Source organism: Rhizobium sp. A22-96 (assembly GCF_053521805.1).
This window is the reverse complement of record NZ_JBNWDQ010000003.1, coordinates 20593-42225: the sequence shown is the minus strand read 5'-3', so window position 1 is coordinate 42225 and position 21633 is coordinate 20593. Positions and strand designations below refer to the sequence as shown.

Below are 21633 nucleotides of genomic sequence, written 5' to 3'. Positions count from 1 at the left end.
AAATTATGGCAGCTATTTACCAGTTTACAAACGGAATCTAGGCGGAGTGACGCTCTATCGTGCCGCCCGCGCCACCCAGGATGGAATGAGCTCGCTCGAAAGCTTGCGGGCTTTCTGGCCTTTGGCGAATTCAGCCAGCCGCATGCCGGTCCTGGCGATGGCGATGGCTTGTGGCCTGGATACCAGCAATCCCAGCTCCAAAGGCGGTGTACCGCGCCCGACGCGTTGCAGGAATGGCCGGCGATAGCCGCGCGAAGCAGTAAAGCGCGCCGGCACCTTGTTCAGCGAGACATATTCGGCGATCTCATCGATCCAACCGGCCTGCGGCCGAGCACCGGGCTCCACAAAAAGCAGCCATTCGCCGCGTGCCGAGCGCAATATGTCCTTTATGTCCCATTGCGAATAGAACCGGCAGCCGGCAGCATCCGCCACGCGTGAGGTGCCGTCCCGCGAGCCGTGGTCCAGCACGACGACATCGCTGACGAGGCCCTCGATCGCGCCCGCCACCAATGCCGCCAATGTCTGCGCCAGCTCAGGTTCCTGATCCTGGCATTCGATGATTACCGTCAACATTGCCCATTTATAGAGCGGCGCACAATTTATTGCCAGCGCCTAACCCTGGCGTCTGAGCGTTTAAGAAAAGCGTGATACGCCGCTTCGAATCTCGCACCGTCATCACTGATGCCGCTCGCCTCCAGGGCTCGATGGAAAATGATTTCTTCTTTTTTGTTCTTGCATTGTTCTCATTTGTCGGATAGGAATTTAATCATCTTAGACGCGGCATGCGGCCCCATGAACCGCCCTGGAGCTACCGATGAACGAGCAGTCCCTTGCAGGGCAGGCCGCATTCGCGCCTGCCAACACGCCAGACATTGCCAATGCTTTGATCGCCGATGCCGGCCTCCGGATTGAGGTGGAGCGTCGACGCGGACGCGGCGCCGGATTGAACCCGAGCGGCCGGTTCGAGCCGATGCAGCGCGAGACCTTTGACGACGGTTGGCAGACCCTTGAAGAGCTCCCACCGTTCAAGACCGAAGTGCAGGTGGAAAAGCCGCGCACGGCCATCACCCGCAACGAATCGCCCGATATCCCCTTCGACCGCTCGATCAATCCCTATCGCGGCTGCGAGCATGGCTGCATCTACTGCTTCGCCCGGCCGTCGCATGCCTATATGGGCCTTTCTCCGGGGCTCGATTTCGAGGCGAAGCTCTTTGCCAAGCCGGATGCGCCGAAGCTTCTGGAGCGAGAGCTGGCAAAGCCCGGCTACAAGCCGCGCGTCATCGCCATCGGCACCAACACGGACCCCTATCAGCCGATCGAGAAGGAATGGCGGATCATGCGCCAGATCCTCGAAGTGCTGAACAGGGCGAACCATCCGGTTGCCATCGTCACCAAATCGGCGCTGGTCATGCGCGATATCGACATCCTCAAGGACATGGCCGCGAAGAACCTCGTGCGGGTCGGACTATCTGTGACGACTCTCGACCGCAAGCTGGCCCGCACCATGGAACCGCGCGCCGCGACGCCAGCGCGGCGGCTGGAGGCGATCCAGGCCTTGAGCGAAGCCGGCATCCGGACCTCGATCTTGGTGGCGCCGATAATTCCCGCCCTCAACGACCATGAGATCGAGCGTATCCTCGATGCCGGCAAGGCCGCTGGCGCGCAGGAGGCGAGCTATGTGATCCTGCGGCTGCCGCTGGAAGTCAGTCCGTTGTTTCGCGACTGGCTGCTGCAGCATTATCCGGATCGCTACCGCCATGTCATGTCGCTGATCCGCTCGATGCGCGGCGGCAAGGATTACGACGCCGAGTTCGGCAAACGCATGAAGGGCGCCGGCCCCTATGCCTGGCAGATCAGCCGACGCTTCGAAATGGCGACGCGACGACTTGAGCTTGTCAGGCGCAATATCGCCCTGCGCGATGATCTGTTCGTGCCGCCTGATGGCAGCGGCGTGCAGCTCTCGCTGCTTTGACGGTTCCTCGCGGGTTTTCCCTGAGCCCGCCGGAAGAAAGCCCCCCAGGTTCGCCGCCCTGATCCACCGGGGGCTTGCAGGAGATCGGGTGGTGTGCGAGCTTCGCCGCATGCCACGCAGCACATCACCCGATTCTCCCATGCTTTTCGACGAAGCGCCGATCGTTCCGAGCTTCGAGCTGGAATTGATTGCCCGCCGCGCCGGGCACTGGCCGGTCGCCGGGGCCGACGAGGCTGGCCGAGGCCCTCTCGCCGGACCTGTCGTTGCTGCAGCCGTCATTCTCGATCCCGAGCGCATCCCACAGGGGCTGAACGATTCCAAGCAGCTCACAGCCGCCAGGCGGGAAGCGCTGTTTGTCGAGATCCTCGCGACAGCAACGGTCTCGATCGCGTCCTCAAGTGCTGCACGCATCGATACCACCGACATCCGCAAGGCAAGCCTCGATGCAATGCGCCGCGCCATTTGCAGCCTGGCGATACCGGCAAGCTATGTATTGACGGATGGCCTCGACGTACCGGCAGGGCTTGCCTGCCCCGGAAAGGCCGTGGTCAAGGGCGACGCACGTTCCTTCTCGATCGCCGCCGCCTCGATCGTCGCCAAGGTGACGCGCGACAGGATGATGGCTCGCGCCGGCGATGTCTTTCCCGCCTATGGCTTTGCGGCCCATGCCGGTTACGGCACGGCGCAGCATCGCGCCGGCATCGAGCAGCATGGCCCCTGCTCCCTGCACCGCATGAGTTTTCGCCCTCTGAAAAAAGAAGCCGTCTAGGACGTTGTCTTGCCACTACCCTCAGGCAACCAGCCCCGACGTAATCTGGGCCGACCATTTCGCCACATAGGTGATGTTGTCACGATAGACGCGATCATGACCTTCCCGGAGGTTCTGGCGATATCGCTCGACCCCACGGGCAGCTTCCTGCTCCATGAATATCAGCAGCGCTCCAAGCCGCTCGATAATGCCCTGAGGCAGCGAGCGGCGTTCAGCGGATGGCATTCCATAGGCATCTGCAAAGATGCGGGCGCGCCGAACCTGATCCTCCAACCTATCCAGACCGTCCACTGCGACGTCTGAGGATAGCGACGCCCATCGATAGACGGCATAGGCGAGATCCCAGCTCCGGGGACCGGGATGAGCCGTCTCGAAATCGATGATGCCGGTGACTTCGCCGCCGTTCAGAACGACGTTATAGGGTGCGAAATCCCCATGGCAGATGACCTCATCCGGCATTCGGGTCGACAACTGCCATATGCAGTCGGCCCCAAGCTCTCGCAAAGCGAGGGCAGAACAATCGTGATAGCGCCGAAGGAGCGACGCTGCGGATCGCAGCGCCAGATCGGACCGCATTTCGGAATTTTCGACAAGGTCGCCCGTCGCACCGGGCAGATAGCTCACCCTCTCCCAGGCAGTGTCAAACCCGAGCGGCAAAGGAGCTGCATCGAAACCATGCCGGCGCAGCGAAGCCAGCAAGGCATGAACGCTCGCCGTCCAAGGGCGTGCTGGTCGAAGGACCATATCATCCTGGCGAAACGGCCCTTGATTATCCGGTATCTGCATTTGCCTTCCCACCCCTCTGACGCGATCTAAACGCGCAGGGCAGCTTTGGTCAAACACACACACGCCAGCGGGTAGAAACAAAAAAGCCCCACCGAAGCGGGGCTTTTCAAACTTGTCTTTCGATCGCACCTAGTTCAGGCGCGTCTTCACTTCATTGACCGCGTCGTTGAAGAGGCCCGATTGAACGCTGCCTTCGGTCTTCTTCGCGAGCACCGATGCAGCCGCTGCAATCGCCAGGTCGACGGCGGCGGAACGAACCGCCTTCATCGCATCGGCTTCAGCCTGCTTGATCTTCTGCTCGGACAGAGCCGTGCGGTTAGCGACGAATTCCTCAGTCTTCTTGCGAGCTTCGGTCGTGAGCATTTCGGCTTCACGCTCGGCAGCCGCGACGATGTTCGCCGCATCTGCTTCAGCTTCCTTGCGCTTGCGCTGGTATTCGGCCAGCAGATGCTGGGCCTCTTCGCGCAGGCGCTTGGCTTCAGCCAGTTCGTTGCGGATCTGGTCGGCGCGGTCGTCCAACGACTTCGCCATCATACCCGGAACCTTCAGATAGACGATCAGACCGAGGAAGATGAGAAGGCCGACAAACGCGAAGAACGTATTGTCAAAAGCGAATGTCATGGATCAACCCTCCCGCTTGGCGGATGCTTCGGCTACAGCCGATGCAACATCTGCCTTGCCGGCAACATTGCCGACCAGCTGTTCGACAACGGCAGACGCAGTCTCTTCAGCGATCGCTCCGACATCACCGAATGCCTTTGTCTTGATCTCGCCGATGCGAACTTCAGCCGCCTTGAGCTTCTCGGAAAGGCTTGCTTCGATTGCCTTCCGGTCCTCTTCGGCCTTGGCCTTGGCTGCATCGCGGGCGCTGGCGCCAATCGAATTCGCCTTGGCGCGCGCAGCGGCCAATTCGCTTTCATAGGTCGCAACGGCTGCGTCGGCTTCGGCCTTCAGGCGCGAGGCTTCGGCGATATCCTGGGCGATACGGTCATGCCGGCTTTCCAGAATGCTGCCAACCCGCGGGATGACGATCTTCTGCATGGCCAGGTAGAAAATAACGAAGGTGATCACCAGCCAAAGCAGCTGTGACGGGTACGTCGTATGGTCAAACGGCGGGAATATGCCGCCGTGATGGCCTTCATTGGGCGCACCCGTTTCCGTGTGCACCGCACCGGCGGCCGGCGGTGCTTCGTCAGCATAGGCCGGGGTCACAAACATGCTCACCTCCAGGTGGTCTGCAAATACAAAGAATCACGGCTCGCTAAGCGCGAACCGTGATCTATGACGCCGCTGATATCAGACGGCGAAGAGCAGGAGGAGAGCAACGAGCAGCGAGAAGATGCCCAGAGCTTCCGTAACGGCGAAGCCGAATACCAGACGGCCGAACTGGCTGTCAGCAGCCGATGGGTTGCGCAGCGCGCCAGACAGATAGTTGCCGAAGATATTGCCGAGGCCGAGAGCCGTGCCGGCCATACCAAAGCAAGCCAAACCTGCGCCGATGAACTTTGCTGCTTCCGCGTCCATGTTGAACTCCTTTGAAATGGTTGTGCGGTGAATGACTGACGCCGTTAGACGCCAATGTCTTTATCCTTAGTGGCCACCCGGATGGATTGCGTCGTTGAGGTACATGCAAGTCAGCACCGCAAAGACGTAAGCCTGGAGGAAGGCGACAAGGAACTCAAGACCGGTGATGGCGACGGTCATGATGAGGGGAAGAATAGCGCCACCGATGCCGATCGCACCGAGGGTTCCAAGCGAGGCAACGAAGCCCGCGAACACCTTGAGTGTGATATGGCCAGCGAGCATGTTGGCGAAAAGACGAACGGAAAGCGAAATCGGTCGCGACAGGAAGGAGATGATCTCGATGATGATCACCAGCGGCAACAGGATACCTGGAACCCCTTGCGGCACGAAAAGCTTCAGGAAGCCAAAACCATGCTTGGCGAAACCATAGATAATGACCGTCAGGATAACCAGAAGCGCCAGCGCGAATGTCACGATGATCTGGCTGGTAACGGTATAGAAGTAAGGAACAAGGCCGAGCAGGTTTGCCGTGAGCACGAACATGAAGAGCGAGAAGACCAGCGGGAAGAATTTCATCCCCTTGGTGCCGGCTCCTTCCTTCAGCATCGAAGCAATGAATTCATAAGCCATTTCCGCCACCGACTGCGAACGGGTCGGGATGACGCCGCGCGCACCACTGGCGAAGTAAAGGAAACCGGCGGACAGCGCCGCGGAAGCAACCATGAACAGCGAAGCGTTGGTGAACGAAAAATCAATTCCGCCGATGTCGATCGGTATAATCTTGAAGATCAGGAACTGATGGGTAGGATCGTTTGCCACCGCTTGTTCTCTTTCATTTTTCCGCCCTACCGAGCGAATGCCTGTCACCTGGAAACAACGTCAAAGCGCTGCCTCCGCTCATTTCTTATCTGCTCTATGCTCGTCGAGCGCCGGTGTCGCCACCTTGCCCGCCGAACGCAGTACATTCAGCACGCCAGCACAGAATCCGAGAAGCAGCAATATAATCATGCCCCACGGCGTCGTACCGGCAAAACGGTCGAAGACGTAGCCCAGAACAGCCCCTACGATGATGGCAGCGATGAATTCACTGGAAAGCTTCATCGCCTGAGCATAGCCTTTGCGGCTTACCTCGGCGCGAACCTCCCCCGATTCACCCTCTTTCACCGCAGCACGCTTGCTTGCCAGTTCGGCCCCAAGCTGTGCTCGCCGCTTTTCCAGACCTTCGTCGCGGTCATCCGCCATGATGACGTCCTCCCCTTTTCGTTGCGCGCAATCCCATTTCCCCGGTCAACGCGTAAACGAACAGCAGGTTTCGCCACCTTTCGGCCCGTTTTGAAGTCGCGCGCAACATAGTTTTAGGAAAAAGCATAGTCAAGGCGTAGACGTCATCTGTCCAGCCATAAATTAGCCCAATTAAATCATGAGTTTAAGCTAAAGAAGCGCTATCTGGCGAAAACTGAGCCGAAGAATCCTCTTCAGCCCACGCTTTGATGTCGCTTTTTTGCCGGCCAGGGGAGCTTATCCCCAGCGCGAGGTCGCCGATCCAGTCCGCTCAGCTCCACCCACCGCCATAGGTCCGGTAGAAGATGTGCATGCCGATGCGGCCGACCTTCACCATTTCGGCCGCCCATTTCGGCCGGACGTAAACCGCATGATAATGTGTGGCTGAGCCGACTTCCGGAAGCCAGATCTTGCCGGCGGTAACTGCCATGGCAACCTGACGTGCAATACGCCAATGCTCCGGCGAGTTGACCCGATCCTTGACGTTGTCGCAGGCAAAGGAAAACTGGCAGGCATTGTGCCAGTCGTCATTCTGATAGACGACGCCGCAGATGGTCTTTGGATAGGCCGGATTGCGAACGCGATTAAGAATGACCTGGGCGACGGCCGCCTGCCCTTTCACCGATTCACCCCGCGCCTCGAAATAGATGCCGGTCGCGAGGCACTGCTGCTCGTCGGAAGAAAAGACCGAAGGCGGCAGGACATTGGCGGCCCAGGGATGATCCTTCGGCCCGATCTGCGGCACGAAGCGGCCCTCGCCATCCTGATCCGTGGCCAGAATGGAATCGAAAGGCGACGTCCGCGCATAATCCGGCGCCGGCGACGCGTAGGCAGCGGCCAGAACATCGGCATTCTGATTGGTGACGAGGCCTGCGAGATAGGCGGGCACGCTATCATCCTGCTTCGGTGGCTGCTTCTTGTAAAAAGCCGTGGCAATCTGGATTTCCTTGCCCCCGAGTTTCGGCTTCAGGAAAGCGGTTCTCTCGCCAGTGTCCGATTTCGGCTGAAACAGCAGGCTTTGGCGCTCCAGCACGGAACCGGCGGAAAAATCCTTTGGCGGCGACATAGGCGAGACGGAAACGACCCGACCCTTCTTGCCCTGACGGTTGACCCGCTCTTCGTCCGGCCGTGGATCACTGCCCTTCTGTTCGGAAACGAAGGCGACGCGGCGTCCATCCGGCATCACCAAACCGCCGTCACCGACCGCCGCGGCGGCTTTCGCATCACCAAAGGCCAGTTCCGCCTGGTGGGTAGAGCCTGCCGGCGAATTGGTCATCACCATGCGCCAGTTGGCTCCCGTCCTGTCGATGCCCGCCAGCAGGCCGGCGAGATCACCATAGGCCGCGGCCGACGGGAAGATCAGCCAGGCGCAAATCCCGAAGACGACCGGAGACGTCCAGTTTTTCGGCAGAAACCGCAATTTTTGGCTGACATGACGCGGACGAGACAACACCGAACTCCGAACGGCACTCGAAACTAGGAGCCGGAATAATCTCTCATTAACCTTGATGGATGGTTAATGTGGGCGTGCAGGCGTTCATGAATGGCCGTGAGAGCTGCAACCGCGGGAACCGCCGAACAATCTCAAGACCTATTGAGCTTTTCAGAAGCCTTTCAGGATGCGGATCCACTCGGGCCATTATGCAAAAATGGCGAGTAATCTATCCCTTGGTGGAGGTTCAATATGCTCGGCCTCCATATAACGCCGTGCCAACACCACTGATATATAAGTGCAACCAATGACTACCAAGAGATCGAATACGATGCTCGTTATAACAACCATGGTGTGCGAGCTGGACCGCGCAATAAGATGTTGCCGATTTATTGTGAACATAGCCCACACGGATGCAAACAACCAAACAAAAGGAACAGCCATTCCCAATACTATCCGCAGTACAGCCGAGAAAGGTTGAGACCGACCTCTCCGGAAAGCATGCCTCAAGCTCATATTGGTGCCATAGAGACCAGCTGGAAGCCATGTACCAACCAGCAAAAGAACAATCGTCAGACTTGACACAAACGTTAGACCCGCCAAGATCTGAAAAAAGACCTTGCTAGCGCCATATTCGGCATGAAAATAAACTATAGGTGGCGCCGATATTAGCAATACCACCAAAATAACGCCAATACTTCTAATGAGATGTCGACCGAGCGGTAACATTCTTGTCTTGGCCGCCGCGATGAAATTCTCGCTCCGGAAAACGGAATTCTGCACATTACCGGCCAGGATGGAGAGCAACAGTAGGGTGGCGCTGCCGGCATATTCGCTGAAAATCAACAGCCCCACCAGACAGACCATAAGCACGATATAAAATACTAAATTTTTCCAGATGATAAACAACGCTTGCTTGAGCATCCGCGACCGCCCCTCGAAAGCAAAGCACCAATTCACCTTTAAATTGAATAGGCCAACGCTCCACTTGCGCAATCGAAAAGTCAAAAAGCCCGGCGGATTTCCACCGGGCCTTCAAAAAAACAGCAACTTTACTAGCCTTAGATGATGACGTGCGAACCCAGTTCCACCACGCGGTTCGCGGGGAGACGGAAATAGTCCGAAGGGTCGGTCGCGGCGTTGGCGAGCGCGATATAGAGTCGATCCTGCCAGTGCGGCATGCCCGACTTGGCATCCGGCACCAGCTTGCGGCGGCCCAGATAGAAAGAGGTCGACATGATATCGAATTTCAGACCGGTCTTGCGCAGGGTGGCTAGCGCCTGCGAGACGTTCTGCGATTCCATGAAGCCGAAGCGCAGTTCGACGCGCGAGAAGCGGTCGGACACCTTCTCGACCGAGTAGCGGTCTTCCTGGGCAACGCGCGGCTTGTTGGTGGTTCTGATCGTCAGGATGACGTTCTTGTCGTGCAGGACGTGGTTGTGCTTCAGATTGTGCAGCAGTGCTGCCGGAGCGGATTCCGGATCGCTGGTCAGGAAGATCGCCGTGCCGGGTACATGCGCGGGTGAGTGATCGCTCTTGCGCTCGATCGAGCTGACGAAGGACGACAGCGGAATATCGGTATGCCGCGTCTTCTCCATAAGGATCGCAGTGCCGCGGCGCCAGGTCCACATGATGACGGTGAAGGCCGTCGCGATCAGCACCGGTACGTAGCCGCCGTCGTGGATCTTCAGCAGGTTGGCGCCCAGGAAGACGAATTCAAGCAGCAGCAGCGGCGTCAGCACGGCGGCTGCCATTGGCAGCGACCAGTTCCAGCGAACGCGGACGAACTCGAAGGCCATGATCGAGGTGACGACCATCGCGCCGGTGACCGATATGCCGTAGGCGGTGGCCAGAGAGTCCGAGGTCTTGAAGCTCAGCACCAGGAAGATGACGCCGAAGAACAGGACGGTGTTGACCGACGGCAGGAAGATCTGGCCGGTATTGGTCTCCGAGGTAAAGAGAATTTCCATGCGCGGCAGAAAGCCGAGATGGATGGCCTGCCGCGTGAGCGAGAAGGCGCCGGTGATGACGGCCTGGCTGGCGATGATGGTCGCCATGGTGGCGAGAATGACCACCGGCAGGATCGCCCAGTGCGGATACATCAGGAAGAACGGGTCGGACATGGCCTCGGGCTGGCGCAGCACGAGAGCGCCCTGGCCGAAATAGTTCAGTGCCAGCGACGGGAAAACCAGGACGAACCAGGCCCACTGGATCGGGCGTCGGCCGAAATGGCCGAGGTCGGCATAAAGTGCTTCGGCACCCGTCACGGTCAGGAAGACCGCGCCGAGCACGACGACCCCGAGGAAGCCTTCGTGCAACAGGAAGCTGACCGCATACCAGGGATTGAGCGCCGCCAGAATGCTGTAATCGTCGGAGATGTGCATGATGCCGGCAAGGCCCATGACGATGAACCAGATGGCCGTGATCGGGCCGAAGAAGCGGGCGACGGCGCCGGTGCCATGCGACTGGATCGCAAAAAGCAGCGCCAGGATCGCGACCGATATGGGCACGATATAATCCGCGAATTTCGGCGTGACGAGCTTCAGACCTTCGACCGCCGAGAGAACCGAAAGCGCCGGTGTGATCATCGCGTCGCCAAGGAAAAGTGCGGCGCCGAGCAGCCCCAGCAGCATCAGAATGGCGGTGTGGCCATTCGCCGTCTTCATCAAGAGGGCCAGCAGCGAAAGCGTCCCGCCTTCGCCGTCATTGTCTGCGCGGAGCAGAAAAAGGACATATTTGATCGTGACGATAATCGTCAGCGTCCAGAACATCAGCGAGATGACGCTGATGACTTCGCCGCGCGTCAGACCGTCGGCGGCCACCGGCTTCAGTGCCTCGCGAAAGGCATAGAGGGGGCTCGTACCGATATCGCCATAGACAACGCCGACGGATCCGAGGGCGAGGTAAGCGAGTTTACGAGGGCTCATTTTCCCGTCGGGAGAATGATGGGTTTCGTTAGACATTCAGGATCACTAGACTCTCAGAGCCAGCCTTTCCAGCGAAAAAAGAAAAACGGGACGATGGCCGACACGACCATCAACATCAGCGAAGCCGGGTAGCCGTAAGCGAAATGCAGCTCGGGCATCAGCTCGAAATTCATGCCATAGACGGACGCCACAAGCGTCGGCGGCAGAAACACCACCGAAGCGATCGAAAAGATCTTGATGATGGCGTTCTGCTCGATATTGATCAGCCCGAGCGATGCATCCAGCAGGAAGGTTATATTGCCTGCGACGAAGGAAGCATGCTCCGACAGAGATTGAACATCCCGCGCGACATTACGACACAGTTCCTTGGCCTCAGGGTCCTGCTGCATGGCGGGGATGGTATGCAGGAAGGTCAGCAATCGAGACAGCGAACTCAGGCTGTCACGTACTTTGCTGATCGTACGATGGTAGCCTGCGATGTTCTTGAGCTTTTCTTCCAGATAGTTTGCCGGACGGCGGATCTTCTTCACGCGATCGCCGAATACGTGCACCGACAATATATCGATACCCGCTACGGCTTGTTCAAGGACCTCGGCGGTGCGGTCGACGATTGTTTCGAGGAGCTTTGCGAGAAGCGCAATGCCTGTGCGGCGCTCATGCGGGATTCGCTGCAGAGCCGCGATAAACAGCGCGAATGATTTCGGCTGCGCATAACGAATGGTCACCAGCCGATGCCCCGTCAAAATGAAGGCGACGTCGGTCAGCATCGGCAGATCAGTATCGGCTTTCCACAGCAACGAAGCCGTCAGGAAGACAGAGCCATTCTCGATATAGAGCCGGCTCGAGGGTTCTATATCCTTCATGTCCTCGCGGGTGGGAACCTCGAGCCCAAGCAGGCGCTCGATGTTGGCTTCTTCCTCGCGCGTCGGATCGACCATGTCGATCCAGACGGCATTGTCAGGCAATCGGGCAGCGGCCGAGAGGTCCGGCAGCTCAAGCGGTTTCGAATCTGAGCAATAGGCAGTTATCAACTGCTCGCTCCCACAGCAGTGGAAACAAAATTACGCGCGAGACGCCGTGCGTGCGCTTGCCGCGATTCCACCAATGGCCAATGAAAAGAGCTCATAAAACCCCGGTTGCATCCCGCCGGTCCGGCCGGGAATCCGTGTCCATGTTCCATTGCGCTGCTGTACCAATCCTTCGTCCGTCCTGGCGAAGCTGCCTGTTCGGACGAAACAGAACCACCGTTCGGCGGAGGGCGGTCATCGGAAACGCCCGACCAGTTCCACGCCGGCGGCGCATATGCAGCAAAGCTCGCAAAGAATCAAGTCACAACCCCTTCATTGCGCGCTTTCACCGCATATTCCATGATCTTGCGAAGTCATAGCACAGGATGCAGGCAAGACAATCCGTCGCTATACAGAAAGCAGACACGCCTCTGTGAATTATTCGAACACGATCGACGGGGCAGAACGTTGCGGCGTGGTGGCGACTTGCTTCCAGACCTTGGCGGCAATCTCGCGATAGATGCCGGCAACGACGCCATCCGGTTCGGCGGCGACGAGCGGAGTGCCCGCATCCGAGGTCTCGCGGATGCCCATGGTCAGCGGCACTTCGCCGAGGAACGGCACGCCGATGCGTTCGGCTTCCTTGCGCGCGCCGCCATGGCCGAAGATATCATAGCGTGCGCCGGTATCCGGAGCGATGAAATAGCTCATGTTTTCGACGATGCCGAGAACGGGAACTTCGACTTTACGGAACATGTTGAGGCCCTTGCGGGCATCAATAAGCGCGAGATCCTGCGGCGTAGAAACGATCACCGCGCCTGCAAGCGGCACCTGCTGCGCCATGGTCAGTTGCACATCGCCCGTGCCCGGCGGCATGTCAACGACGAGTACATCGAGCTCGCCCCAGGCGACTTCGCGCAGCATTTGCAACAGCGCAGACTGAACCATCGGCCCGCGCCAAATCATCGCAGTCTCTTCCTCAACGAGGAAGCCCATCGACATGACCTTGAGGCCATAATTCTCCATGGGAACGATGATGCGGCCATCGATCTGTGACGGCTTGCCAGAGATCTTCAGGAGGCGTGGCATGGATGGTCCATATATATCGGCATCCAGAATGCCGACGCGCAGGCCATTGGCAAGCAAGCCAAGCGCCAGATTGACCGCTGTGGTCGATTTGCCGACGCCGCCCTTGCCCGAAGCAACTGCGATGATGGCGCCCACACCGGGAACACCGATCTTGCCGGCGCGGGGCTGCTGTTGCGGGGAATGCGGATGGGCATGAGCATGAGGAGCAGCTGGCGGTGGCGACGGTCGAGCCGCCGGAGCGCTGCCCGCCTTCTTGTCGGCGGTCAATGCGACCATGGCACCCTTAACGCCAGGCATCTGCTTGATGACGCGCTCGGCTGCAAGGCGCATCGGCTCCAAATCCTTGGCGCGATCGGCGGGAACGGTGATGGAGAAATAAACCTTGCCATCGGAAATGAAGACATCCGACACCATGCCAAGCTCAACGATACTGTGCTCGAGGTCGGGGCCGCGAACCGTCTTCAACGTTTCCAGCACCTGTTCCTTGGTGATGTCTGCCATTCCATCCTCGCTAAGCGTCTTAGATCGAGAGCACCACGTTTGCCGTAGCTTCTCGAAAACCTTACTGGCTTAGATAGTAGAGCGGCAGGACTTCGCCAAACGAAATCGGGGCGTCGCCGACAAAAAGCGTTTTAGTTGCGGCCGGCAGGTCCGCCGGGTCTATGACCCTACCAGCCGCAACCCTCTCCCAAGCGAGGAAGACGTTTTCGCGGGCCGACATAGGGCAGACCTCGGAAGGGAATAAGGCAGGAATGGGAAAAACTGCGATGCAAACGCCATCGATTTTCATGGGCGTGCCAAATAAGCAACAACCGCCGCCGATACCGCTTGCCGGGAGAAGCTCGGCAAAGGTATCAGCGACGGTCGCTTGATCCGCGCACATTAGTCGGCGCTGTTATCAAAGTCCCCTCTGGACCTCTGCAATTGGATATGCAGAAAGCGTGCCAGTTTTCACAAAACTGTAAAAATCAATGCATTTCAAATGTTTGATGGCATATCAGCGAAGTCGAGCGCATCGGTCGCAACGACGTGCTTCAGCATAGTTTATTTGCAGCGCACAAAATTCGCGCACAAGACTGCTCGAATCTCGATCATCACGCAATTTATCGCAGGGAATATCTTGGCGTCAGGGCGGCAAATGTAGGCGAAACTGCGGGCACCAGAATTGCTACTTGATCAATCCCACCCGCAATGCCTTGGCAACGGCCTGCGTGCGATTGACCGTATCGAGCTTCTTCGTGGCCCGGTTCAGGTAATGATTGACGGTATGCTCCGAGAGCGACAGGATTTCGGCGATTTCCGCGCTGGTCTTTCCTGCCGCCGTCCAGTTCAAGCAATCGATCTCGCGATCCGTCAGCGCATCGATGACGCGCACATCCAGGCTGCGGATTTCCGCAAGTCGGTCGAAAACATGGATGGAAATATAGCAGAGATCCTTGATCTCCTCCGGCGAGAAGAGTTCGCGATCGCCGGCCAGGGATACCGCACCGCGAATGCCGGATACGTCATGGGTCGGCAGATAGATGAAGCGCGTCATGCGGAACCGCTCAAACAGGGCAATGGCGAGCTGGGATTTGCTTTCTTCACGATTCGGGGTCGATGCCACTTCGTAGACAAAGGGCAGCGTCGAGCTGCGCAGGCGCCGCAGCACCGGGCTGCTTGGCAGCAATCCTTCCTGATCGTAAATCGACAGAAGTTCGGCCGGCCAATTGTTGATCACCGAATTGCTTTGCAACTCAAAGGATGTAATCGGCGGCAGATTGACGACCATGAAAGCCCGGCAACGATAGGCCTCCGTCAATCCCTTCATGAATCGAAACACGTCAAACTGCGTCTTCAGCCTGCTTATTTCTTCGATGTAGTCCTCACCCCGAGGAGACGCTCCCGCCTGCACCAATGCCGCCATTATTAGTCTTCTTTATGTAAAATAGGGAAAGATTACGCAACTTCCGTCTCTTACCCACTTAAGCCCCACGTACCAGCTCCGGATAACCGACGCTTGTTCCAATATAAATTTTAACGGATTCCAGCCGCTTCAATGCCCGTTACTATGATGTCTCTGCGTCATTTCACCAATTCCTTCGTGAGCCTAGCAGTCATTCGAGGATAATGGCAGTTCTTACGCACATCTCAACAATCAAATTTAAGATAAATACGCGATTTTTGCTAAGGTCCGGTGCAAACAGCGATAAATTGAGGGATTTCAGGCGAGCCTCTGCTGAAATAGAGGGCTAGCGCTTCGGGCCCATCCGATTACGCATGTCCGTCATGATCGAATCGGCGGCGGATACTACCAGAGGTGCCCATTCCTCGAGCCTCTGCAATGCGACGCGATAGGCCGGCCCCGTTACCGAGATACCGGCCAGCATATGATCGCCGTCCGAGCGGATCGGCGCAGCAACGCAACATATGCCGCTCTCGTGTTCTTCCCTATCGAATGCGTAGCCACGCGTTCTGATATCGGCGATATCGGCAAGCAGGTCGGCGGCGTTGCGCAACGTATGTTCGGTGTAGGGGCGAAATTCCAGATCGGCGATCCGCATCGCAAGCTCCGCATCATCGAGTGCGGAAAGAGCCGCCTTGCCGACGCCGGTGCAATAGGCCGGAGAGGCATTGCCGATCTGGGAATACATGCGCACGGACTGCCGTCCCTCAACCTTGTCGAGATAGATCACCTCCGAGCCGCGCAAGACACCCAGATGCACGGTTTCGCGGGTCAGCTCCTGCAATCGGCGCAAATGCGGCTCTGCAATGGCGCGAAATTCGTTGCGCTCCCAACTACGCGAAGCAAGCTTCAGCAGCCTGATGCCGATGATATAGCGCCCGTCGCGATCGACCTCCAACAGCCCTTCCTCGACGAGATGTGACAATTGGCGATGTAGCGTGCCGCGAGGTTGGTCGGATAAAGAAAGAATATCCGTAAACCGCATAGGCTCATCGGCAAGCGCAACGAGGTCGAGCAACGCCACGAGCTTTCCAAGCGTGCCGGTTTCGCGCTCACGACGGCTGCTTTCTTTTTCACTATCGAAATTCAGATCCGCGCCCCTTCATTTATCACTCGCACTGCCACGCTATCCTTGACACGATGGAAGGGTAATCGGATAATTCCACATAGTCAAATTTTGTTCCGAATAATGGAACATTCTGCAAACCGGGAGGAGAGACCTTGGCCGAGACACGGGCGCAATTTCCCGATCTTAAGGATCGAACAGTCCTGATCACCGGTGGCGGTTCGGGCATTGGCGCGGCCCTTGTCGAAGGTTTCGCCAGACAGGGCGCCAAAGTCGCCTTCATCGATATTGCCGAAGAGCCGAACAAGGCGCTTGTCGACAAGCTCTCGGCACAATCCGCACATCCCGTTGCCTTCTATCACGCCGATCTGCGCGATGTCGGCGAGATCAAGAATACGGTCGCGGCGGTCGAATCCGATCTCGGTGCGATCCGCGTCCTCGTCAACAATGCCGCTTGGGACGACCGGCACGATATCGACACGACGACCGAAGAATACTGGGACAACAACCAGGCGATCAATTTGAAGCAGGTCTTCTTCGTATCGCAGGCCGCAGCCCCCGGCATGCGAGCCGCAGGTGGCGGATCGATCGTCAATTTCTCCTCGATTGCCTTCAAGATGAACCCGCCGGCATTGTCCTCCTATTCAGCGGCAAAGTCCGGCATTATCGGGCTGACCAAGAGCTTTGCTGGTCGCCTCGGTCCGGAAAACATCCGCGTCAACGCGGTCCTCCCGGGAATGATCGTGACGGAGAGACAGCTGGAGCTCTGGCTGACGGAAGATGGCATGGCCAAAACCGTCGCGCGACAATGCCTCAAGCGCGTGCTCAAGGCCGAAGATCTCGTCGGACCGGTACTTTTCCTTGCGTCTGACTGTTCAGGGGCGATTACGGCCCAAACCGTCACTGTCGATGGCGGCATTTTCTAGTGAAAGACTTGGAGCATTTCTCATGACGAAACCCGCATATGTCGCGGTGGACTGGGGCACCAGCAGTTTCAGGCTGTGGCTGATCGGCGAGGATGGCAACATCCTCGCAGAGCGGCGAAGCGGGGAAGGCATGACGGTGGCGGCGCAGACCGGCTTCGCCAAAGTCCTGCAGGCGCATCTGGACGCCATTTCCGCACCGTCGGATATTCCTGTCATTGTCTGCGGCATGGCTGGAGCGCGTCAGGGCTGGGTCGAGGCCGGCTACATCGACACGCCGGCGTCGCTGGCAGCCATTCTCACCGGCGCAGTCGTCGTTCCCGGACAGTCGCGCGACGTTCGCATCCTGCCGGGCCTGGCGCAGCGCAGCACGCAGGCACCCGATGTCATGCGCGGCGAAGAAACGCAATTGCTCGGTGCGATCGCGGCTGATGCAAAAGGCGAGCAAATCGTTTGCATGCCCGGGACGCATTCGAAATGGGTGCGCGTCCTCGATGGCGAGGTGACGGGCTTCTCGACCTTCATGACCGGCGAACTCTTCGACGTCATTACCAGGCACAGTATCCTGTCGCATGCCGTCGCCGGCAGCGCCGACATGCCTGCCGACACCAAGGCTTTCGAAACGGCCCTCAAGGCGGCCTTCGAAAAGCCAGCGCTTGCGACCAACCTGCTGTTTACCGCCCGCTCCGGCCAGCTTCTCCACGGACTGACATCAGCCGGCGCCCAGGCATTGATATCGGGCACGCTGATCGGCACCGAGATCGCCGGCGCCCTGTCATCCGCCGGGCGAGGAGCGGCTATCACGCTCGTTGCCTCCGGGCGGCTGCAGGCGCTCTACGAGGATGCATTTCGCAGCCTTTCCCTCCCCTATCAGACCATCGATGCCGACGCCGCCGTCCGTCGCGGGCTTTCCGCCGCGGCGAACGCGATCTGGTTCACGAACGAAAGCAAAAGCTGATGACGACCCGTATTCCTTTCCCCCCCATGAAGCGCCCGCTCATCGCCATTCTTCGCGGCATCAAGCCGGAAGAAACGGCTGATATCGTCGGCGCGCTGATCGAAACCGGTTTCACCGCCATCGAGATCCCGCTGAACTCGCCTGAAGCCTTCCGCTCGATCAAGATCGCCGCCAAGATGGCGCCTGCCGATTGCCTAATCGGCGCCGGCACGGTGCTGACGGTCGAGGATGTCGACAGGCTCGATGGAGCCGGCGGCAAACTGCTTGTCACCCCGAATGTCGAGCCCGCTGTCATCAGCCGCGCCCGCGACAAGGGCATGGTGACGATGCCGGGCGTCTTCACCGCCACTGAGGCACTCTCGGCAGCACGCGCCGGCGCCACCGGCTTGAAATTTTTTCCGGCGGGCGTTCTTGGCGCTTCCGGCATCACCGCCATTCGCGCCGTCCTGCCGCCAGAGCTTGTGATCGCTGCCGTTGGCGGCGTTTCGGACAAGAATTTCGCCGATTACACCAAGGCGGGCATCCTCGCTTTCGGTCTGGGCACCAGCCTCTACAAGCCGGGAATGACGGCGGCAGAGGTTGCCGAACGCGCCAAGACGACCATTTATGCCTATGACGCAGCCATAGGAGCCTGATCTATGACCGATATTCATGATTTTCAGGGCAATATTCTCTGCAACACCTCATCTGTTCTTGGAGAAGGCCCAACTTACGATCCCGATACGGACACGGTCTGGTGGTTCAACATCCTGGGCAAGGAACTGCATGAGCTGCACTTGCCGACGGGCAAGAAGCAGGTGCACAACCTGCCGATGATGGCGAGCGTGCTTGCCCGCGTCGATGAGAAGCGCCAGATTATCGCAACCGAAGAAGGCCTGTTCCTTCGCGATATCGCCAGCGGCGAGCTGAGCTTCTACGCGGCGATCGAAGCCGACAAGCCGGAAAACCGCTCCAATGACGGGCGCACGCACATTTCCGGTTCCCTCTGGATCGGCACCATGGGCAAGCGTGCCGAGATGCAGGCGGGCGCCATCTACCATGTCGCCGCCGGCGGCAAGGTCACGAAGATCTTCGACCAGATCAGCATACCGAATTCGATCTGCTTTTCGCCGGATGGGACGATCGGCTATTACACCGATACGCGCATCAGCCAGCTCATGCGTGTGCTGGTCGATCCGGAGACCGGGCTTCCCGCGGGCGAGCCGATCGTCATGGTCGACAGCGTGGAAGATCCGGGCGGCCTCGACGGCTCGGTCTGTGATGCCGATGGCTACATCTGGAACGCGCGCTGGGGTTCGGGCTTCGTCGACAAGTACAGCCCGGATGGCCTGCGTATCGAACGTTATCGTGTGCCAGCGATGCAGCCCTCCTGCCCCGCTTTCATCGGCAAGAACGCCGACCGGCTGGCGGTGACGACCGCCTGGGAGGGGCTCGACGACGAGGCGCGCTCCATGCAGCCGCAGGCTGGTGCGCTGCTGGAACTTGGCCTGACGGTCAGGGGCGTTTTCGACCCGCCCTACAAACTCTAATTGAAATTGCCTTCGCGCCTATCGGGCGCGAAGGTTCCCTTTGCGATGCGCTGTGACGTAATAGCGGTCAGCCCGCGTGTCGCCATGGACGAGCTGCCGCGCGCGCTCCATTCAATCTTCCAGGTTGTCTCTTTCAAATTATCCTATTGTTATTCAACAATATTTTTCGCGTGCGGAACCATAGACATCCGCGGCATGCAACTTTTATCGGAACCAAAGCTCCCTTGAACCATTTGCCTTTACGACCGGTACGAAGATGGTCAGCAGACAAAGGCTCCACTCGCACTGGTATGCATGCGCTTCACAAAGCGCGTCCAGCAGAATGAAAGGTAGGTTCACGATGACTGGGAAATTCTTCACTTCCGTCGCTGCAGGTGCAATCTTTGCAACCGCATCCGTTCTCTCGCCAATGGCTTTCGCTCAGTCACAGCAGCCGTCGACAGGTGGCGGTGACGCTCCGTTGACGCAGACTGCTCCGGCTGCCACGAAGCCGGACGCTGCAGCTCCGCAGACCAAGGCGCAGGCTCCCGCTGCCATGACCGGCACGGAGCAGGCCGGCAATCTGACTGCTCAATCGGCAGATCAGATCAGCGCCAAGACCTATATGGGCCAGTCGGTCTATAACGGTCAGAACGAAAGCATCGGCAGCATCAACGACTTGATCCTGCAGAAGCAGGGCGGTGTTGTCGCCGCAGTGGTCGGCGTCGGCGGCTTCCTTGGCATGGGCCAAAAGAATGTCGCCGTCCCGTTCGACAAGATCAGCGCCACCCAGAATCCCCAGGATGGCACGATCAAGCTGACGACGACGGAAACGGCCGAGTCGCTGAAGGCCGCACCTGAGTTCAAGACGCTTGCGATGCAAGCTTCCGACAAGGCCGCAGGTTCGGCGGGAACGTCGACCATGCCGGCGACCGACAATACGACCACGTCGTCGACCACCAACAAGTAACAGGTGGTCTGACAAGACGAAGAGCGGCGGCCCTTACCGGCCGCCGCTTTCTTTTTGCCCTGTCTACGACGTCAAGCGATCTCGTGCTCGCCGGCCGCTTCGAAATATTGATCCTGCAGATAGCGCAGCGTTGCGATGCTATCGATGGGCTTGCCAAAGTAATAGCCCTGCCCCATGGCGCAGCCGAGCGCCCGCAATTTTTCGGCCTCGGCATATTCCTCGATGCCTTCGGCGACCACACGCAGCTCCAGCCCCTCACACATGGCAAGGACAGCCTTGATGATATGTTCGGAGACCCTGTCCGTATTCATACGTGACACAAAGGCGCGATCGATCTTCACCTTGTCGAAGATAAATTCACGCAGGCGACCAAGGCTCGATTGACCGGTCCCGAAATCGTCGAGGGAAATGCGTACGCCTGCGGCTCGGAGGTCGGCGATGATGCGCTGGGCGGTGTCGGCCGAGCTCATGACCGCCGTCTCGGTGATTTCAAGCTCGAGGCGATGCGGGTCGAGGCCGACACGCGCAAGAATGGCAAGAACGCTGCTGCTGGTGCCGGGGTCCATCAATTGCGCCGAGGACAGATTGAAGGACAGGAAAAGGTCGCGCGGCCACGAGAGCGCGGCTTCGGCAGCCTTTCGCAGAAGAGCTTCGGACAAGGCGTCGATGAACCCGCGCTCCTCGGCAAGCGGCACGAAGACAGCGGGCGAAACGAAGCCGAGATCCGGATCGTTCCAGCGAGCCAGTGCCTCGAAGCCGAGAACCATGTTGTTGGCGAGCGAAACGATGGGCTGGAAATGCACGTCGATGGCGTCGGAGATGATGGCATTGCGCAGCGCCTGCTCAAGCTGCGTCGCGCGCTTCATTTCCTGCGCGATCTCCCTGGAATAGACGGTGATCTGACCGCGGCCACGGCGCTTGGAGCGGTAGAGCGCGGTTTCGGCATTTTTCAGAAGGTCGTCGAATTCCTCGCCCGCGAAGGGATATATGGCGAAGCCGAAGGAGGCGGAAAGTCTGACATTGCGCTCGCCGAGATCGTAGGGCGCCGACAGCACCTCGCGGATCATCTGGCCAAACTTCTCGGCGCCGACGCGCTCGAAAACAAGAGGCAGAACAAAGGCAAATTCATCGCCATCATGGCGGGTTACCGTCGCGCCATCCGGGATGCATGCCCTGAGCCGATGCGCGACCTGACAGAGGATTTCGTCGCCGGCTTCGACGCCGAACAGATCATTGATCGGCTTGAAAGAGTCCAGATTGACGATGCCGATGGTGAAGGGTGCGGGATCGCTGGCGCGCTCAAGCGAAATCTGGCGCGTGCGCTCGCGCATGCGATGACGATTCCCCAATCCCGTCAGCGGATCGGTATAGGCAATTGCCTGCGGCTCCTGACTGACTGGCCCAAGCAGCATTTCAGCCGATTTCATATTCGGTCCCGATGTTTTCTCCACCCTGGAAAAAGCATGAAGGCGAAGT

At 58.7% G+C, this 21633-nt stretch carries 22 protein-coding genes; 7 read left to right on the top strand and 15 right to left on the bottom strand.

From position 1 onward, the window contains the following. Positions 1–54: 54 nt before the first annotated feature. Positions 55–573: a glycosyl transferase gene (locus ACQZ6F_RS12925; RefSeq protein ID WP_449095870.1), complete on the bottom strand. Its 519-nt coding sequence runs from the start codon at positions 571–573 to the stop codon at positions 55–57. A gap of 241 nt (positions 574–814) precedes the next feature. Here ACQZ6F_RS12925 and ACQZ6F_RS12920 point away from each other — a divergent pair, with 241 nt between their 5' ends. Both ACQZ6F_RS12920 and ACQZ6F_RS12915 read left to right on the top strand, forming a co-directional pair. Continuing rightward, positions 815–1972 carry a PA0069 family radical SAM protein gene (locus ACQZ6F_RS12920; protein WP_449095871.1) on the top strand — a complete coding sequence of 386 codons (1158 nt, stop codon included), beginning with the start codon at positions 815–817 and terminating at the stop codon, positions 1970–1972. A 109-nt stretch (positions 1973–2081) separates the two neighbouring features. Then, complete coding sequence (locus ACQZ6F_RS12915) at positions 2082–2741, top strand: ribonuclease HII (protein WP_077471454.1); 660 nt, start codon at positions 2082–2084, stop codon at positions 2739–2741. 21 nt (positions 2742–2762) lie between these two features. Here the strand turns inward: ACQZ6F_RS12915 and ACQZ6F_RS12910 are convergent, their stop codons facing one another. The 13 genes from ACQZ6F_RS12910 to ACQZ6F_RS12850 all read right to left on the bottom strand — a co-directional run bounded on the left by ACQZ6F_RS12910 (position 2763) and on the right by ACQZ6F_RS12850 (position 15822). Next, positions 2763–3527, bottom strand: coding sequence for an aminoglycoside phosphotransferase family protein (locus ACQZ6F_RS12910; RefSeq protein WP_449096332.1), 765 nt, complete (start codon positions 3525–3527; stop codon positions 2763–2765). A 129-nt stretch (positions 3528–3656) separates the two neighbouring features. Further along, positions 3657–4148, bottom strand: a complete 492-nt coding sequence (locus ACQZ6F_RS12905) for a F0F1 ATP synthase subunit B (RefSeq protein WP_077471432.1) — start codon at positions 4146–4148, stop codon at positions 3657–3659. A gap of 3 nt (positions 4149–4151) precedes the next feature. Next, on the bottom strand, positions 4152–4745 hold the full coding sequence (locus tag ACQZ6F_RS12900) for a F0F1 ATP synthase subunit B (RefSeq protein WP_077471431.1): 594 nt from the start codon (positions 4743–4745) through the stop codon (positions 4152–4154). 78 nt (positions 4746–4823) lie between these two features. Then, positions 4824–5051, bottom strand: coding sequence for a F0F1 ATP synthase subunit C (locus ACQZ6F_RS12895; protein WP_047627832.1), 228 nt, complete (start codon positions 5049–5051; stop codon positions 4824–4826). A 66-nt stretch (positions 5052–5117) separates the two neighbouring features. Continuing rightward, a complete protein-coding gene (locus ACQZ6F_RS12890; RefSeq protein WP_077471430.1) occupies positions 5118–5870 on the bottom strand; it encodes a F0F1 ATP synthase subunit A in 753 nt (250 codons plus the stop codon). A 78-nt stretch (positions 5871–5948) separates the two neighbouring features. After that, positions 5949–6293, bottom strand: a complete 345-nt coding sequence (locus ACQZ6F_RS12885) for an AtpZ/AtpI family protein (RefSeq protein WP_449095873.1) — start codon at positions 6291–6293, stop codon at positions 5949–5951. Between the two features lie 310 nt (positions 6294–6603). Next, positions 6604–7782, bottom strand: a complete 1179-nt coding sequence (locus ACQZ6F_RS12880) for a cell wall hydrolase (RefSeq protein WP_077471428.1) — start codon at positions 7780–7782, stop codon at positions 6604–6606. Positions 7783–7971: 189 nt separating this feature from the next. Continuing rightward, the gene (locus tag ACQZ6F_RS12875; RefSeq protein WP_449095874.1) at positions 7972–8688 is read right to left on the bottom strand and encodes a hypothetical protein; all 717 of its coding nucleotides are present in this window, start codon (positions 8686–8688) and stop codon (positions 7972–7974) included. A 137-nt stretch (positions 8689–8825) separates the two neighbouring features. Then, positions 8826–10691 carry a potassium transporter Kup gene (locus ACQZ6F_RS12870; RefSeq protein ID WP_404944566.1) on the bottom strand — a complete coding sequence of 622 codons (1866 nt, stop codon included), beginning with the start codon at positions 10689–10691 and terminating at the stop codon, positions 8826–8828. Between the two features lie 53 nt (positions 10692–10744). After that, the gene (locus ACQZ6F_RS12865) at positions 10745–11722 is read right to left on the bottom strand and encodes a magnesium transporter CorA family protein (protein ID WP_449095875.1); all 978 of its coding nucleotides are present in this window, start codon (positions 11720–11722) and stop codon (positions 10745–10747) included. Positions 11723–12136: 414 nt separating this feature from the next. Beyond that, complete coding sequence (locus ACQZ6F_RS12860; protein ID WP_449095876.1) at positions 12137–13288, bottom strand: Mrp/NBP35 family ATP-binding protein; 1152 nt, start codon at positions 13286–13288, stop codon at positions 12137–12139. 667 nt (positions 13289–13955) lie between these two features. After that, positions 13956–14693, bottom strand: a complete 738-nt coding sequence (locus tag ACQZ6F_RS12855; protein ID WP_077471423.1) for a helix-turn-helix transcriptional regulator — start codon at positions 14691–14693, stop codon at positions 13956–13958. Positions 14694–15018: 325 nt separating this feature from the next. Further along, positions 15019–15822: an IclR family transcriptional regulator gene (locus ACQZ6F_RS12850; protein ID WP_449095893.1), complete on the bottom strand. Its 804-nt coding sequence runs from the start codon at positions 15820–15822 to the stop codon at positions 15019–15021. Positions 15823–15953: 131 nt separating this feature from the next. Here ACQZ6F_RS12850 and ACQZ6F_RS12845 point away from each other — a divergent pair, with 131 nt between their 5' ends. The 5 genes from ACQZ6F_RS12845 (at position 15954) to ACQZ6F_RS12825 (ending at position 20157) form a co-directional block, all read left to right on the top strand. Then, positions 15954–16724 (top strand): SDR family NAD(P)-dependent oxidoreductase, encoded by a 771-nt coding sequence (locus tag ACQZ6F_RS12845; protein ID WP_449095877.1) that lies wholly within the window; start codon positions 15954–15956, stop codon positions 16722–16724. 22 nt (positions 16725–16746) lie between these two features. Further along, complete coding sequence (locus ACQZ6F_RS12840; protein ID WP_449095878.1) at positions 16747–17679, top strand: 2-dehydro-3-deoxygalactonokinase; 933 nt, start codon at positions 16747–16749, stop codon at positions 17677–17679. Next, positions 17679–18314, top strand: coding sequence for a 2-dehydro-3-deoxy-6-phosphogalactonate aldolase (locus ACQZ6F_RS12835; protein WP_077471419.1), 636 nt, complete (start codon positions 17679–17681; stop codon positions 18312–18314). The genes ACQZ6F_RS12840 and ACQZ6F_RS12835 overlap by 1 nt, the downstream gene beginning before the upstream one ends. 3 nt (positions 18315–18317) lie before the next feature. Beyond that, positions 18318–19208 carry an SMP-30/gluconolactonase/LRE family protein gene (locus ACQZ6F_RS12830; RefSeq protein ID WP_077471418.1) on the top strand — a complete coding sequence of 297 codons (891 nt, stop codon included), beginning with the start codon at positions 18318–18320 and terminating at the stop codon, positions 19206–19208. 340 nt (positions 19209–19548) lie between these two features. Continuing rightward, positions 19549–20157 carry a PRC-barrel domain-containing protein gene (locus ACQZ6F_RS12825; protein ID WP_077471417.1) on the top strand — a complete coding sequence of 203 codons (609 nt, stop codon included), beginning with the start codon at positions 19549–19551 and terminating at the stop codon, positions 20155–20157. Between the two features lie 71 nt (positions 20158–20228). Here the strand turns inward: ACQZ6F_RS12825 and ACQZ6F_RS12820 are convergent, their stop codons facing one another. After that, positions 20229–21584: a putative bifunctional diguanylate cyclase/phosphodiesterase gene (locus tag ACQZ6F_RS12820; RefSeq protein ID WP_449095879.1), complete on the bottom strand. Its 1356-nt coding sequence runs from the start codon at positions 21582–21584 to the stop codon at positions 20229–20231. Between the last annotated feature and the right edge of the window lie 49 nt (positions 21585–21633).